Below are 16,549 nucleotides of genomic sequence, written 5' to 3'. Positions count from 1 at the left end.
ATACATATGTAAACATTTGTGTTTTTAGAAGTTGCCTCTAATTCTGTATTAGAATAAACTTGTTGGTATAGGATATGGGTATTATCTTATTCTAGTCACCAAAAAAGAAGCTTCTTACCTTGTTCTGAAACTATTAAATACACTAAAACCAATATTAACAGGATCAGGAGGGATACTTGTATTTCTATAGGTAATTCCGGCACTTGTCTTTTCGAGAATAAAATCTACACCTGTCGCAAAATCAAAAGTAAGCAGGTCTGTCCCTTCACCTGTTATGGAAAGATTATTGGTCAAAACTCCTCCGGTAGCGGTTCCAAAGTATCTGCATTGAAATTTATTGACCGGAGACCATAAAACCTCGCCGTATATCGTAGCCCCTACACCCGGTAATCCAAAAGCAAAACCAGAGTACACGGTAAACTTCACTACAGAACCAGGATTAAGAGATACAAGTGTTTGGGCTGTTGGTGTACTTGTATAAGGTCCGTCAAATGTGGCGGCCGTACTACTATTCTGAGTTACATTTGAACCATAATAGATATTGCCTCCACTATCAGAATATAAAGGATAAGCTTTATTATAGTCAATTGACGCTGCCGTTTTACTTCCGCTATTGCTTAAACCTTTCAGCTTTAGTATCGAATTTGTATCGGGCGAATTTACAGTAAGCATAGCCGTATAATCGTTAGCTCCTATACTTGTTCTTCCAGAATCATTAACACTAAATTCTGTTCCCGCCGGTCGTGCCGTTGATCCATCTGAAAGGGTTCCTAATTTAACAACGGTACCCACAGAATCGTCAACCCATGCATCGTTGGTTGCATCTTTTGTTACGGCTGTCCATGCTGTTCCATTCCAATAATGAAACCCTTTTCTAAACACTCCAGAGTCTGCAATAAGATAAACCAATTGCCCATTTACAGAGCCGTTTACAGTTAAAGCATTGACCCGAGGAACCAGAATACCATCTTTAGGATCAACATCTCCCAAGTGGTTTTTCCCTCTCATATCAAGAGTTGCTTCTGGAGCAGTAGTATTTAAACCTACTTGGGCAGAACTGAAAAAACCTACAAAAAAAATAAGAAAATAGAAATTGTTATTCATCATAATTGTTGTTTGATATTAATTGAAATATTAAATGATTTTTATGCAAATTTAACTTCCTATCACAACTGATTTCTGTAAATTTATACCTTTTATAAAAACGCTCAACAAAAAATTAAATACCTGATAAACAACCAATTAAATAAGCTTTTTTATAAATCAACTTAATTAATTACACTGATCTGCATTATTTATTATCTTAATCATATGTTTTTTGCTTTTTCATTTCTTATAAGAGCTTTTTTATATTATAATCTGCTTAATTGGTAGAATTAATAATTTAAGAAATATGTGAGTAAGTAAAATTTATTTAATCATCGGAAAAAGCATTTTTACCTGTTCCCTTTTTTGCTCATTTCCACTTCTGCATTATATTTTGTTTAATCTAAATGTTTTACAATAGCTTAGAAGCTAAAATATCCTCGAAGGAATCGCCAACCTAATATTTGAAAAATAGAATAATAGCACAGGAATAATGCTTAACAAAAGCATTATGTGAATGTCTTGCTGTCACCACTTTGCCGCGTCAATAGCTATTTTTACTATTTTATTAGTCAATTTTTTTGTTTTTTTGAATAGTTTCTATTTTTTGAATTATTGTTTGTTCGCAAGCCGTTAACCCAATTGTGGTAAATATTGTAATAAAAAGCTTAAGAATTTTCATCCTAATCAGTTTTAGAAAGTGGGTGTTGTAAATAATAGAGAGATGAGTGCAAAATTTCACTTTTCGTCAAACCCAATAATAATAAACCTGTTTAAACTTTTTTATGTAAATAAGTTTAAACAGGTTTATGATATCAATATTTCCGCGAACGAAACGTTACAATAAATTCTTATCCTAAAAAATAATTCGCAAAATTCTATTATATTTAATACATTCAATAGGCTGTATCATTAGCGTGCTGTATTTTCTTTTTCATCGGCTGCCCCAAGAAACGCTTCCGAAGCATAATGAGCTTCTTTATCAGATCAATAAATAGTTAAGATTCACTCTCTGCCCAACGAGCAGCTTCTCTGATTACTCTCAAAACAGCTTCTGGTTGTGATAGCATTGGTACATGACTGCTTTCTAGTTCAGTAATAGCAGCACCCATTCTGTTTGCAAAAAGACGTTCTAAATCTGGATTGATAGTATGATCGTTTTTCCCAACAATATACCAGTTCATTTTATTTTTCCACGCAGGATTTGTGACCTGAGCTCCAAATAAAGCTACTGATGCCGGGCCCTGTACTGCATACATTAATGATGTCTCTTTTTCAGGAAGGTCTCCTGCAAAGTATTTTTGCATGCCTTCCAATCCCATCCATACCAAGCCATCTGCAATCTGCAGGTGTTTTGCTGCTTCGGCAGGATATTGTTCAGATAATGCTCCCAAATTTTCACCTTCATCGGGTGCTAATGCTGCAACATACACCAATGATTTTACTTTCTCATCGTTACCGGCAGCAGTAATTACTGCACCTCCCCAAGAGTGTCCAACCAACACAGTAACTCCTTCCAGCCTTGCCAATGCTTTTTGCGTGGCCATTACGTCATCCTCAATAGTTGTTAACGGATTCTGAACCGAAATTACTTGATGTCCTTCTTCTAAAAGAGTTGGGATAAGGGCATTCCACCCGGAACCATCAGCCCAAAGACCGTGTACAAATACAATGTTTGCTTTTTTCACCTTAATTATTTTTGAAATTATTATTTAATCATATCATTATTTTGCCCCCCCCATAGCTGATCGGCTAAATTTCACTTCTTTAGTTTTACTAGCATCAGCTTTCATGCAAATGGTATTTTTTCAAGAGCTTTTTCTTTTGAAATATGCCATTTTTCAAAATACTTAGAAAACCAGAAAAGTTATCAATGAATTTTTCTAACCTGTTCAGGGGGAGTTTTATTAATGATTTATATTATCTTGTCATATAACCATCAGTTTCCTGGCCGTAGAAGAAAGGTGTGTCCATTGAACCAGGACAAATAACTGTAACTGAAATTCCTCTTGATGCCAATAAAGTAACTATTTAGATTGAGTTATTTTTTTAAGATTTTTATTCGTTTAGTCTCCAAACTATTCCCCAAAAATTCTATTGCATACATCCCGGGAACCAAATAAGAAATTTGAATTTTCCCTTCTTCTATTTTCCCTGAGTTTATCATTTTGCCTTCCATAGAATAAATCTTATATGCAGTATAATTGCGAGATTTTGTAGAATTTATAATTATAAAATCCTCAGCCGGATTAGGAAAAACATAGAAAAAATCATTTTTTATTTGCTCATTGACAGCTAAAAAGGTCTCATCTAAAGCTTGAGCGTTGCTAGTTGTCTGATTAATACTTAAAATAGGAATAGTAATATTTCCTTGTGTCGAATTCAATAAGGGAAACTTATGCAAATTATCATAATACAGATACGTAGTACTTGTTACATTTCCTATTGAAAAAAGATAACTGGTATCTGTAGATTGGTATAGGTTTAAATTTTGTACAGACTTTAATCGGAGGACATTCATATAGGTTTTGGTCCCTATCAATAAAGTACCTGAGGCATCTGCCGTAGTGGTTACCGTTCCTTTGAACAGTCCTGATCCTGATGAAGAACTGAATGTACCTCGTGCATTATCTGTTTCTGAATGTCCATAACTTGCTGGGTAGGTAATAAAAGTACCATTGTCTGCTGAAAAATTTAAGGTCGCATCTGCTGTAATAGCTCCCGTTATTTCAAGTTTCGAAGCAGTAGATTTGTATAAAATGGTATTCCCTGTATTGTTCATTTTAATGTTCGAGCCAGGAAAAGCAGCTATTTCACTGACTGTAGGGGTTGCATAATTAGTAATCGAAGATGCTCCGGCTGTCAAAGCTGAATTATTGAAGGTAGTATTCATTCCTGTTGCTGAATTATCAACCGTTCCATTGATATTATAATTATTTATTACATCTCCTACAGAGGGATCATTAAATGATTTTGTAATAGTGGTTTGGCCTAAACAAATATTAGTGCCTACTATAAAAATTATACTTATTAGTTTCATATTATGTTTTTTTAAATAATGGAATATATACCAGGGAGGCTCTCCTCCCTTAGTATACTTATAAACATTTGTGTTTTAAAGGCTGCCTCTAATTCTGTATTTAGAATAAACTTGTTGGTATAGGATATTGGTATTATTTTCTTTCAGTTAGTCACTAAAAAAAAGTTTCTTACTTTAGGATCAACATCCCCCAAATGGTTTTTCCTTCTCATATTAAGAGTCGTCTCTGGAAAAGTAGTATTTAATCCTACCTGCCCAAAACTGAAAAAACTTATAAAAAAACAAGAAAATAAAAATTTTTATTCATCATAAATGGTATTGATATTAAATAAGTTTTATACAAATTTAACTTTCTACAACAACTGATTCGTATAAATTTATACCTTTTATAAAAACGCTCAAAAAACAAACAAACAACTGATAAACAATTAATTATATAAGTATTTTTATAAATGAACTTAATTAATTATATTGATCTATATATTTATTATCTTAGTAGTAATATCTTATCCCTCTGTCTTAGAAAATATTATTATCCATTAAAGATCACATTTGTATGAAACCAAATTTATTTTATTCCAACAAACCCATAGATCCATTTTCGATGGATCATCTTTTAAAAATGTACTTTTTCCATTATCATCTTCTTTTTCTTCTTATTTTATCTATACACATAGGTACATTATATTTTGAGGGGAATACTAATATTGCAGAGTTCATTTTTGGAGCTTTTTTAATTGTCATTGTTACTGCTGCTGTAGTATTTAAATTAGAGTATAGTATTTTGAAACACTTTGTAACCCCTTATTTGGTTATAAAAATTGGAGCTTTAAGTTTTTTCTTATTTATGGTTTGGAAAGCATCTCCCGAAACTTGTACATATTTTTTACTCATTCCTTTTGGAATTTGTAATTTATTTAAATTCAGGACAGTTGTTATATGGACATTAGTCATTTTATTATTAATAGTATTTATTACTATTCTACCCAATAGGTATTATCCGGATTTGATGAAATATAAAAATGTACATGTTAATAATATAAGAATCTTAATCACTTTTTTCACCATTGGCCTATTTATAATATATTACAACATCAAAATATCAGAGAATAAATATAGAATACTTGTTAAATCTTTTGAAAATGAATCTCTTATTCTAGAGGAAAAAATTTACATTGAAAATTCTCAGATGTATGATAGTATTTATCTGCAAATTTTAGATTATTTTGAAAACTCTAAGCCTTGGAAAAACTCAGAATTCGGAATGCAAGACCTTGCTCATCAATGCAATACAAACACCTCTTATATTTCCAGAGCTATTAAATATAATACGGATATGAATTTTAAAAGCTTCATGAATACATACCGCATTAATTATATAAAGGAAGAAATGAAAATCAATTATCCCCGCTATACGTTAATGCATATATATACATCTGCAGGTTTCAAACATCAATCTACTTTTAATAAAGCCTTTAAACAGGTTGAAAATATGACTCCATCAGAATTCATGAATTCTTTGGAAATATCTTCAAAGTAGATTAGCCCGCAAGAATTGTTAAAAAATTAAGGTAATTATATGCGATTTTACACGAATCATGATATTTAATTATTATGACTCTGTCATTCTGAATACAGACTGAAGGTCTGCCAACCTAGTTCAGGAAGTGAAATGAAGAACATATAAGGGTCACTCGACGAAGCGGAAAATATAGCGCGATAAGTGTAAAATCTATTAATTTTAATAGATAAAATGATTTTTTTGCCTGTAAACCTTAATTTCCACCTTTCTTTCTCTTAAATATTTATACAAATGATGGGACATTAGCAAGTAATCGCATGGTAAATTAAGGAGAAAATCCCCTTACTTTTAATACAATTTTAGAAAAAGGAACAGTCTCAGGATCTTAGACTATGATTTCTGGCTACTAAAAAATACAAAAACATTTACGATACTATCTCACTTAGATCGTAAGTGAGATAGTATTATTAACTCAAGTATGGTCTTTTCTTTTAGAATATAATCCTTTTCCTCCAATCAGGATAAAAATAATAACCATCAAAAATCGAAAACTTTCCAGATTGTTGAGAATAAATTTTTTGTAACTTCAATCAGTTTATAACTCTTTCAATTTGAAAAGATTGAAACGCAATTATCTTCTTTTAATTCATCACAAATGAAACGAATCATCTATTTTTTGCTTTTATTTTTACTTGCTGCTCATTGTTATGGGCAAAATAAATCAATGAGTATTAAAGACTTTATTAATTTCTCTGATTTGCCCGTACAAACCTCTGATACCCCAAACTGGGCTAAACAATTTTATAATAATCCTGATCACATTAATATCTTTAAGTTACAAGATAATATGGATGTATGGATAAAAAAACAGGAGAAGGAGAAGGAGCAAGAAAAGGAAAGAAAAGAAAAATATCGTGAAGAAGAAAATGAGTTAGAAGAAAGTATTAGTGAAATCCCTATTGTACGTTTTGCTCTCTACTTTTTACGAAGTGTTCCTTCAGAATTCATTAATAGTGAAGGTTTCCTTAGTCTTCCATCCAAAGAAGCTTATATTAAGCATATTAACCAATCAAATTCAACAAGCAAGACTACGACCAATATAATTTGGTCACAAGTTTCTTCGGATGAAACAGTTAATTCAAGCGGAACAAATATCCCCTATCAAGCTAATGTTTATAATATTGGTATTGCTCCTTCTGACCCTTTAATTCGTATTGCTTCATTGGAGGTAGGAGCTTTATTTAAAACCATAGATGGTGGCGAAAACTGGACATTTTTAGATGATGCACGAGGACCTATTGCATTTCACCCTACTAATCCCAATACTTTTGTTATAGGAAGTTCTCCGATGAAACAAACTACTGATGGAGGAATAACCTGGACTATAAAACCAGTTATCTCTAACAGTAACGAAATAGTATGGTCTGCTGACGGAAATACAATTTTATCTGCTACAACAAACGGAGTGTATGTTTCTAATGATTCTGGAGCTACATTTTCTCAGAAATTAAGTGGAAAAACCTTTCATGATGTTACTTTTGCCCCCAACAGTAATACCATTGCATATGCAATAACCAATACTGGTGATTTTTATAAATCAACAGATGCAGGGATCAGTTGGATTTTAAAACCAACAACATACAGCTTAACTACTACAAAATCAGGATACTTACTAGGCACTACAGCTGATAATCCAAATTTAGTAGCCATTGCTTTTCTATCAGATACTAATGTAGAACTTATAAAAAGTACAGATTCTGGAGAAAATTTTGCTCCTCTATCTGTTTATGCTACTGGATTTTCACAGGGATTTTATGATTTTGTATTTGGAATTTCTCCCAGTAATCAAAATATATTTTTTTTAGGAGTTACCACATTTTTTAAATCAATAGATGGGGGACTTAATTTCACAACTATAGGAGGATATAGTGGGAGTTTTCCTATTCATCCTGATATACAAGATCTAAGGTTTGTGGGAGACAGTGAGGTCGTTCTAGCTACAGATGGAGGGGTAAGTGTTTCTTCTGATAATTTTACCTCTCTTACTAATTGGAAAAGCACAAATAAGGGAATCCTTTCACGTGCTTATTGGGGATTTGATGTAGGATTTAATACCGATCAGATGGGGGGTGGCCAATATCATAATGGTAATCATATATATAACCCTAACTGGAGTAACAGAAAAGCTATTGCTCTTGGAGGGGGTGAATCTCCTGTTGGTAAAACTATTTTTAGCAGACCAAACAGCATTTATTATTCGGATATCTATTCCGGATTCTATCAAGCTGATATTAATTATAATACTTCAGTTCCGAAAACGTATGAATTTGTAATGTCTAATACAGATTATCTTTATGGAGCGAGAATAAGTGATACAACTTCAAATGTTGTGAATAGTAATATCATCTATGTCGGAAAAGATAATTCCATCATGATATCTGATAATAATGGTATTTCTCAAAAAGTTTTATACACTTTCGGTTCTATAGTATGGAATATTAAAACCACTAGAAGTGATGCCAATGTTATGTATGTTTTAACGCAATCCTCAGGTTTATGGAAAACAACTGATGGTGGAATAACATGGAATCTACGCAGCCTCTCACTTAATGGGGCAGACTTTACGTCCAATGGAAGAAATTTATATCTTGATATTTCTCAAACCAATGCTAATGAATTATTTCTAGCATATAGCAGCAATGCTGCTTTTAGCCCAAATACTTCACGTAGAGTTTTTAGAAGTATAGATGGTGGAACGACCTGGATAGATCTAGACTCTAATACCTTAAGTCAATTTCAGGTAAAAGATATGATACATCAATATGGGACTAACGGAGGGATATACATATGTGGTTCAAATAGTATGGGTACATCAAAATGTTATTATAGAAATAATAACATGGCTGACTGGAGTGATTTTTCAAATGGATTGATGACTAAAACAGCAGTCGATAGAATTTATATAAGACCATCCTATTTTCAGGAAAAGCTCAGAATAGCAGGATATCGAGGCATTCAGGAGGCATCCTTTTACGAAGTATATAATACGCCTATAGCACAGCCTACTACAAATGTGAAAGAAGTCTGTATTAATCAAAGAGTAAAATTAGCAGACTACAGTATTTTAAAAACAGCTGGAGCTACCTGGAATTGGTCATTTACCAAAGCTCCTATCTACCTTAATGGCACAAGTGCATCTTCCCAAAATCCGGAGGTAAAATTTTTATCACCAGGAAGCGTAGATGTAACTTTAACAGTAACGGATATTTACAATAAATCCAATACAAAAACGATTACCAACTTCTTAAATGTAAACTATGATAGCAGTAGTTGCTTAATGCTAAATTCTGATGGGAATGTTTCTGCAAATTGCGTCAACAATATCCCGCAAAGCAGTAACTTTACACCAGGAAATCAAGTACTGGTAACCAATTTTGGTAATGCAGCAGCAGGTGAATTTTTAGTAAATATAAATGTTAGTACCAATTGCTATAGTACACTCGCTAAATTAACTGCTATTGTAAATTTAGCAGCCAATAAAATAACAGTCCTCTCATATAGTCATTTTGGTAATGCCAGTATTATGGTTACAGGAGACAATACGAATACCGTTACGAGTGTAAGTAATTCTTATGCTACAATTTCTTTTATACTTACGGGCAATAATTTATATTTAAAGCATATCTCAAATGCTTGTGGATCGGGTGCTACCATTCGCTTGCAGGCTTCTTGCTGGAAACCTTATGTTAAAGCAGACGGTGGTGACTCTGATGAAATACAAAAATGTACGAATACAATACCTCAATCTGCATCTGTAAACAATAATACTTCTATAACTGCTACTAATTTCAATGGGGCAACTTCAGGCATATACTATGTAAATTTGAATGCTTATACCGCCTGTGGGACGAGTGTAAATAATCTTAAAGCGATTATCAATTTGGATAACAATACAATCAATGTTCTTACTTACAAACACTTTGGAGATACTAATACATCAACCGTTACAGGCAATGAAACAAATTCAGTTACAAGTACACTAACGACTAATGCCCAGGTTACTTATTACCTCAATAATCATATACTTTACATCCAAAAAAATTCCGATACTTGTGGTGGATCAGGAATATTTAGATTGAATGCTTCCTGCTGGGCTCCTTTAGATAAAGACAATAATACAATAGATGATACAGAACAGCCAACGACATGTAACAATCCTATTTCAACCAGCCAGATAACTGACAGTAATAATTATTTAATTAAAGATTTCACAACTTTAGCTAGTACTCAGAATAATGTGTTTGTAAATCTTACGATTAACACCAATTGTTCTTCAGCAACTGCTAAAGTCTATTTAAATATTGATTTAATCCACAATATTATTCAGGTAATTAATTACCAACACTTTGGCGCTTCTGCACCCTCCAATGTTACCAATAATAATTCAGCAAACGTATATTCAGAATCTTCAAATATTGCCCAGCTCAAATTTATACTTATAAACAAAGCATTATATATCAAAAGACTTCAAACCGATTGTGCCGGATCCTATTATGAAGTGGTAAATTCCTGCTATTCAACTACAGATCCTGATTGTGGTGTAGTGCCACCTACAGGCAGTATTGCTCAAAATGTCTGCCAAGATTCTACTCTGGATGACTTAACCGCAATAGGAAATGGAATTACCTGGTATGATGCTCCTTCCGGAGGTACACTACTGGATTTATCCACCCCGCTTATTGAGGGTACTACTTATTATGCCGCTCAAACTATTAATAATTGTGACAGCAGCAGCAGATTACCAATTACCGTTTCTCTGATTGCTTGTGGAGCTATAGGTATAAATATTGCCCAGCCGACTTCTATGCTTGATGTAAATGGCTCCATGAGCAGAAAAGTAAATGCCATAAATACTGCTACGACACTGAATAGTACGCATTCTATTGTTTTATCGAATTCTGCCTCAAGCATTACTATAACTTTACCTTCTGCACAAGGAATTAAAGGAAGGACATATATTATTAAAAGTATAGGAACAGGAAACACAGTAATAATGCCTTCTAACAGTGAAAAGATTGATTTAGGAAACTCTGTCACTCTTACACCAAGTAACATGATTACGATTGTAAGCGATGGAGCAGGTTGGCAGATTCTGAAAAAAATATAATAACAACTTAGTATGAAAATAATAATAGCATTTTTACTAGCCTTTTTTTCCATCGGAATACAGGCTCAGGTGGGTGTAAATACAGCGACTCCTAATTCAACTCTGGATGTACGTGGCTCTTTAGCAAACAAGGTTACCAAGATTACAACCAATACAACACTTACTATTAATCATTCTTTAATAATATGTATCCCGACAACAGATATCATCATTACTTTACCTACAGCCATTGGAATTTCGGGTAGAACTTATGTTATAAAAAACACTACTTTGAAAAAAGTAAGTATACAAACACAGCTAAGCCAAACCATAGAGGGCATATCTAACTATGATTTAATAACTCAAAATCAATCTGTAGAAATCGTAAGTGATGGGAATAATTGGATCGTATTAAATACATACATTCCATAAAATTATAATCAGTGTTACTATATGAAATGACAATCGTTAAAAACTACCTATAAAGCCTGTCTTCAGTTTAAGGAAGCAGAACAGAAATGATGCAAATTTTGTTTCAAAAAATTGCAACTTCCTTTTATGTTTAAAATATATATAAAACCTCTAAAAATTTTTAGAGGTTTTTTTGTGCAATTTTTTCACTACTTTTATTTAAGATTATCAATCTCAATTTTAGACTATTATAAACTAAGAAAACTCAACTATCCATTATCTGAAAGGCATTACAAAATAAAATCAATCACAGTTTGGTATTTATTTTGTCTATACACGCAAAACACATCCATCTTTATGATCACAACCAAATACGTCAATTATAAACAGGTTCTCAATCTGGCCGGTGTACATCTTATCCTAATCTCTATCTGGTGTACCTTGATTGCTGTTTTCTTTTATTTCTTCAACTGGCACTGGATGACAATTCCATGGGTTCCTGTTGCACTGATTGGTACAGCAGAAGCATTCCTTGTGGGTTTTAAAAACAACCAGGCCTATGACAGACTTTGGGAAGCCAGAAAAATCTGGGGCGGAATTGTGAACTCAAGCCGTTCGTTTGCTTCCATGGTATATGCCTTTGATACCAAAAATGAAGAAATAGGGGTGTTTGATCTTGAAGACCGTAAAAGAAGAATTGTTTACCGCCATATTGCATGGCTATACACTTTCCGTGAACAGCTTCTTGTTCCTACAGAATGGGAACATATCAGTACAGAAAATAATAAATTCGGGAATATCAACCTGAGAAGAAACAGATTGATCAAAGCAGGATTTCCGGATTACGGAAGAGCGCCTATTTTCCTGCACAAATATCTTTCGGAAGAAGAATATGATCTTAAAAATGATTATAAAAACTTTGCTACTTATCTTATTGCCCAACAGGCAAAAGACATCAATGAGCTCAAAAACATGGATGTCATCACAGATTTTAATCAAACTCAGCTGCAAAACAGTTTGAATGAATTCTATAATCTTCAGGGACAGGCAGAAAGAATCAAAAAATTCCCTTCGCCAAGACAATTTGCCAGTACGGCTTTTGTTTTTAACATCCTGTTTATTATGCTTCTCCCATTGGGATTAGTGAATGAGTTTGCAAAACTGGGTGACTGGGGAATCTGGACCTCTATTCCGTTCTGTATCATTATCGGATGGATCTATATCATCATGGAACTGGTAGGAGATTATTCTGAAAACCCCTTTGCAGGATTGATGTTTGATGTCCCTATGCTTTCTATCTGCAGAACGATTGAAATTGATTTGCTTCAGATGAGCGGAGAAACAGATCTTCCGGATCCTATTGTTTCTAAAAACGGAGTCTTGGTATAGTTTTCAATACGTTGAAAGATCAAAAAGACACCATAAAACGGAATGTCTGAACTCTCGAAAAAAATTAAAAATATTCGATAAAATATATTTTAAAACTTCATTGTTTTTCATAATTTAGAGGCATTGAAAGTATACGTTAAATCACTCAATTCTGGTTTGATTTAACGTATATTTTTATCAACTAATCATTTATCCCTTCTTTTTTAAACAATGAGATCCAAGCAAGTACTGCAGGTTTTGACAATCCTATGTCTTACCCTATTCTGCTCTAAAGTAAAATCACAGGCAGCTTTCAACAAGGAATTACCCAAAGAATTTGAAGACAAATTCACCAAGGAAATCAATGACAGTATTCCATCCCTGGGTTCTTTCATTGTTACCCAAAACGGCAGACTTTTGTATGAGCACTATTTTCACGGAGCCAATAAAGAAACCACCTTCAGTGTAAAATCTGTTACCAAAAGTATCGTATCTGTTTTGGCAGGAATTGCAAAAGATAAAAACATACTTCCCAATCTCAATACTCCGGTTTTAAAAATCCTTCCGGAATACAATATGTCAAGAAGCAGATTCAAAAACATTTCCAATATCGAAGGGAAAGTTCTTCATGATTCTATCAGAAATACATTAACACTAAAAAATCTGTTGACCATGCAGGGAGGTTTCGACTGGGTTGAAAATTCAAAAATTTCGACAGCTATGTCTTTCTCCGGTGACCCGGTAAAATTTGTTCTGGATTTACCTTTTGAAGAATATCCCGGAACTGTATTCAACTATAACAGTGGTGAAAGCCATCTTTTCGGGGCTGCCTTATCAAGAATCGTAAAAACCAGCTTGAAACAATTTGCCAATGAAAATCTGTTTAGACCTTTAAAAATGAATATCACCAGATGGGATACGGATTCAATGGATAGAAATCTTGCAGGCTCGGAGCTTTTTATGAAACCGAATGACATGCTGAAATTCGGAACGATGATCCTTAACAACGGAAAACTTAGCGGCAAACAGATTGTATCTCAAAAATGGATTCAGGAATCAACATCTGAACAGGTAAAGCTGGATTCATGGGATGTAATGCCCAACGCAAACGGATACGGCTATTATTGGTGGCGAAGAAAAACCAATGGACATCAAGCTTTTGTAGCAACGGGCTACGGAGGACAGCTGATCTGCGTCATTCCTGATCTGAAAATGGTGATTGTAACAACATGTTTCTTAAATGAAAGCAATAAAGGAAGAGCAGATATTAAAAGACTACATTATTTCATAGACAAAATCACCAAAGGCGACCAATAAGAACTAACAAAACCAATAGCCAACCGAACAAATAAATATGAGATTCTATTTAGCCCTTATCCTACTCTTCTTTGTCAGCCTATCTTCGGCGCAATCTATTGAAAACAGTAAAAAAGTAAGAGAAAAACAACTGAAAGTTCAAAATCAAAAAGAAAATCTGGATTTTAAAAGAGTGGAAGAAGAACTTAAAGTCCCGGGTAAAGATTCAGGTCCTTTTACGTATGGTGTTTTTCCTTATCCAATCTATGACAGCATTCAGAAAGACGGTTTTAAAGGAGTGGGAACACTGGGAAATTTTTTTGGCTTAAAACTGCAGGGCAAAAGGATTGTATATACAAGCTTTATAGAAAATAAATGGGGAGCTTTAAATTCTCATAAGGTTAAGAATAAAGACAGAGTGTTTTTCACCATTCTTGTTCTCACAGATTTTATTGATGATAAAGAATACACTTCAAGTAAAATGAATATCGTTTCGAGAAATTTCCCCGATGTGATCGGACAAGGATTTGTAAAAACTTCCAATAACAAAATTGACTTCTCTGCCTTTACCACTCTTGAAAAGGAAGATTTTGCTATTGTCAACATGAAACTTTACCATCTGAAATATGGCAACGTGATTCTGATCGCTCCACAGAAAGATGGAAGTCTGCGAAGCTTACAGATCAACAATACAACAGATTTAACTTCTGAAACGTTGAAGCCATATGTTGAACAGCTTATCCAACAACCGGAAACCGTTACTTTTTTTATTAACGAAAAAACAATCTGAGTCTACCGATTAATGTCTACAATACAATTGCTGTCGTATTTTTCACCTCGGAAATCATAAATGAACTGTGCGTACTTGCAATGTGCTGAAGCGTTGTAAGTTTCGTCAGCATAAAATTGCGATAGTCTTCAATATCCTTCACTCCTATTTTAAGGATATAATCATAATCTCCGCTTACATGAAAGCATTCTGTAACTTCCTGAAGATCCATTACTTCTTTTTCAAACTGCAGTACAAATTCTTTTTTATGCTGGCTTAATTTTACGTGACACAGAACGATAAAATTTTTCTTAACTTTACTCTTGTCCAGCAAGGCTACATATTTTGAAATAATTCCGGCATTTTCAAGCTTTTTTACACGCTCGTAGATTGCTGTAACAGACAATCCAAGTTTGCCGGACAGTTCTTTGGTGGTTTGTTTACAGTCTTCCTGTAAAAAAAGTAATAGTTTCTTATCCGTTTCGTCAAGTTCCATAGATATTTTTTTGGTAAAAGTTTAACAATCCCGAAGATACTAAATAATTTTTCTAAATAAACAATATTTTACAGTTTTATATTCTATAAATTCAAATTTATATTGTAATTATTAGGAAATTAATGCAAATTGGGACAATAAAATAAAAACAATACTTATGGAAAACTTTAACGCAGCCAATGAGATCCAGGATCTTCAGTATTTTGGTGAATTCGGAGGAGTGAATCCTTCTATCTCTGACAGCTCTACCTATACGTTCCTTTCTGCAAAAACCATGTTTGATACTTTCGAAGGGAATGCTGAAGGATGCTACCTGTATTCCAGACACTCATCCCCGATGAATCTTTATCTGGCACAGGCTCTTGCCAAGATGGAAAATACCGAATCTGCCAACGTTACAGCATCCGGAATGGGAGCTATTACTTCCGTTTTGATGCAGGTGTGCAAAAGTGGAGACCATATTATATCAAGCAGAACCATCTACGGAGGAACGTATGCTTTTCTTAAAAATTTCCTTCCTCAGTTTAATGTAGCCACCACTTTTGTTGATATCAACAATTTTGAATCTATAGAAAAAGCAATAACACCCAATACTAAAGTTATTTACTGTGAAAGTGTGAGCAATCCGCTTCTTGAGGTAGCAGACCTTAGAAAACTTTCCGAAATTTGTAAAAAACACGATCTGAAACTGATTGTAGACAATACCTTCTCCCCTCTTTCTATCTCTCCAACATTATTTGGGGCAGATGTTGTGATTCACAGTCTGACGAAATTCATCAACGGAAGCAGTGATACTGTAGGAGGTGTATATTGTGCAACACAGGCCTTCATCGATGATACCAAAAATGTAAATTCCGGGGCTTGTATGCTTCTTGGACCCACTATGGATAGTTTAAGATCTTCAAGTATCTTAAAAAACCTCAGAACATTACATATCAGAATAAAACAACATAGCCACAACGCTATGTATCTTGCCGAAAGATTTGAAAAAGACGGCTTAAAAGTATCTTATCCGGGATTACCTTCTCATAAAAATCATGAATTAATGAAAAGCATGCTTCATGAAGAGTACGGATATGGAGGACTATTGACACTGGATGCCGGAACCACAGAAAAAGCCAATGAACTGATGGAAATGATGCAGACAGAAAACCTGGGTTATCTTGCCGTAAGCTTAGGGTTCTACAAAACCTTATTCTCATGCTCAGGGAGATCTACCTCATCTGAAATTCCAGAGGAGGAACGCGCTTCCATAGGTATTTCCGACGGATTGATCAGATTCTCCATCGGCCTTGACCACGATATTAAAAGAACTTATCATAAAATGAAAGAATGTATGCTGAAAGTAGGAGTTCTTAACCACCATGAAAACATTTCTATCATCTAAATTTATTGTAAAAAGGCTGTTTCGTTTG

11 protein-coding genes are annotated in these 16,549 nt (G+C 33.8%); 7 read left to right on the top strand and 4 right to left on the bottom strand.

Going from position 1 to position 16,549, the window contains the following annotated elements; all coding sequences use genetic code 11:
* Positions 1-114: 114 nt before the first annotated feature.
* The 3 genes from C1634_RS17845 to C1634_RS17830 form a co-directional block, all read right to left on the bottom strand.
* A complete protein-coding gene (locus C1634_RS17845) occupies positions 115-1,107 on the bottom strand; it encodes a hypothetical protein (protein WP_109738854.1) in 993 nt (330 codons plus the stop codon).
* Positions 1,108-2,084: 977 nt separating this feature from the next.
* The gene (locus C1634_RS17840) at positions 2,085-2,774 is read right to left on the bottom strand and encodes an alpha/beta fold hydrolase (RefSeq protein WP_228410103.1); all 690 of its coding nucleotides are present in this window, start codon (positions 2,772-2,774) and stop codon (positions 2,085-2,087) included.
* 353 nt (positions 2,775-3,127) lie between these two features.
* Positions 3,128-4,126: a T9SS type A sorting domain-containing protein gene (locus C1634_RS17830; protein WP_109738853.1), complete on the bottom strand. Its 999-nt coding sequence runs from the start codon at positions 4,124-4,126 to the stop codon at positions 3,128-3,130.
* 556 nt (positions 4,127-4,682) lie between these two features.
* Here C1634_RS17830 and C1634_RS17825 point away from each other — a divergent pair.
* The 6 genes from C1634_RS17825 to C1634_RS17800 all read left to right on the top strand — a co-directional run bounded on the left by C1634_RS17825 (position 4,683) and on the right by C1634_RS17800 (position 14,659).
* Positions 4,683-5,666, top strand: coding sequence for a helix-turn-helix domain-containing protein (locus C1634_RS17825; RefSeq protein WP_109738852.1), 984 nt, complete (start codon positions 4,683-4,685; stop codon positions 5,664-5,666).
* Between the two features lie 706 nt (positions 5,667-6,372).
* Positions 6,373-10,815, top strand: coding sequence for a VPS10 domain-containing protein (locus C1634_RS17820; protein ID WP_165835353.1), 4,443 nt, complete (start codon positions 6,373-6,375; stop codon positions 10,813-10,815).
* 12 nt (positions 10,816-10,827) lie between these two features.
* Positions 10,828-11,226, top strand: a complete 399-nt coding sequence (locus C1634_RS17815; protein ID WP_103232077.1) for a hypothetical protein — start codon at positions 10,828-10,830, stop codon at positions 11,224-11,226.
* Between the two features lie 336 nt (positions 11,227-11,562).
* Positions 11,563-12,594: a bestrophin family protein gene (locus C1634_RS17810; RefSeq protein ID WP_103232076.1), complete on the top strand. Its 1,032-nt coding sequence runs from the start codon at positions 11,563-11,565 to the stop codon at positions 12,592-12,594.
* A 210-nt stretch (positions 12,595-12,804) separates the two neighbouring features.
* Positions 12,805-13,890 (top strand): serine hydrolase domain-containing protein, encoded by a 1,086-nt coding sequence (locus tag C1634_RS17805; protein WP_103232075.1) that lies wholly within the window; start codon positions 12,805-12,807, stop codon positions 13,888-13,890.
* Positions 13,891-13,927: 37 nt separating this feature from the next.
* Positions 13,928-14,659, top strand: a complete 732-nt coding sequence (locus C1634_RS17800) for a hypothetical protein (protein ID WP_103232074.1) — start codon at positions 13,928-13,930, stop codon at positions 14,657-14,659.
* A 16-nt stretch (positions 14,660-14,675) separates the two neighbouring features.
* On the opposite strand, the gene C1634_RS17795 is transcribed toward C1634_RS17800, so the two are convergent.
* Positions 14,676-15,134 (bottom strand): Lrp/AsnC family transcriptional regulator, encoded by a 459-nt coding sequence (locus C1634_RS17795; protein WP_103232073.1) that lies wholly within the window; start codon positions 15,132-15,134, stop codon positions 14,676-14,678.
* 157 nt (positions 15,135-15,291) lie between these two features.
* Between C1634_RS17795 and C1634_RS17790 the strand changes: the two genes are divergently transcribed.
* The gene (locus C1634_RS17790) at positions 15,292-16,521 is read left to right on the top strand and encodes an aminotransferase class I/II-fold pyridoxal phosphate-dependent enzyme (protein ID WP_103232072.1); all 1,230 of its coding nucleotides are present in this window, start codon (positions 15,292-15,294) and stop codon (positions 16,519-16,521) included.
* Positions 16,522-16,549: the final 28 nt, after the last annotated feature.

Origin of the sequence: Chryseobacterium viscerum (assembly GCF_002899945.2) — a bacterium.
Taxonomy (GTDB): Bacteria; Bacteroidota; Bacteroidia; order Flavobacteriales; family Weeksellaceae; genus Chryseobacterium; species Chryseobacterium viscerum.
The sequence above is the reverse complement of the archived record's forward strand: the minus strand, read 5'-3'. Positions and strand labels throughout refer to the sequence as shown.

Excerpts from the sequence above, each read along its gene's own strand:
- C1634_RS17790 (WP_103232072.1), top strand. The coding sequence starts at position 15,292 with ATGGAAAACTTTAACGCAGCCAATGAGATCCAGGATCTTCAGTATTTT.
- C1634_RS17825 (WP_109738852.1), top strand. The coding sequence starts at position 4,683 with ATGAAACCAAATTTATTTTATTCCAACAAACCCATAGATCCATTTTCG.
- C1634_RS17845 (WP_109738854.1), bottom strand. The coding sequence starts at position 1,107 with ATGATGAATAACAATTTCTATTTTCTTATTTTTTTTGTAGGTTTTTTC.
- C1634_RS17800 (WP_103232074.1), top strand. The coding sequence starts at position 13,928 with ATGAGATTCTATTTAGCCCTTATCCTACTCTTCTTTGTCAGCCTATCT.
- C1634_RS17795 (WP_103232073.1), bottom strand. The coding sequence starts at position 15,134 with ATGGAACTTGACGAAACGGATAAGAAACTATTACTTTTTTTACAGGAA.
- C1634_RS17820 (WP_165835353.1), top strand. The coding sequence starts at position 6,373 with ATGAGTATTAAAGACTTTATTAATTTCTCTGATTTGCCCGTACAAACC.
- C1634_RS17810 (WP_103232076.1), top strand. The coding sequence starts at position 11,563 with ATGATCACAACCAAATACGTCAATTATAAACAGGTTCTCAATCTGGCC.
- C1634_RS17805 (WP_103232075.1), top strand. The coding sequence starts at position 12,805 with ATGAGATCCAAGCAAGTACTGCAGGTTTTGACAATCCTATGTCTTACC.
- C1634_RS17815 (WP_103232077.1), top strand. The coding sequence starts at position 10,828 with ATGAAAATAATAATAGCATTTTTACTAGCCTTTTTTTCCATCGGAATA.
- C1634_RS17830 (WP_109738853.1), bottom strand. The coding sequence starts at position 4,126 with ATGAAACTAATAAGTATAATTTTTATAGTAGGCACTAATATTTGTTTA.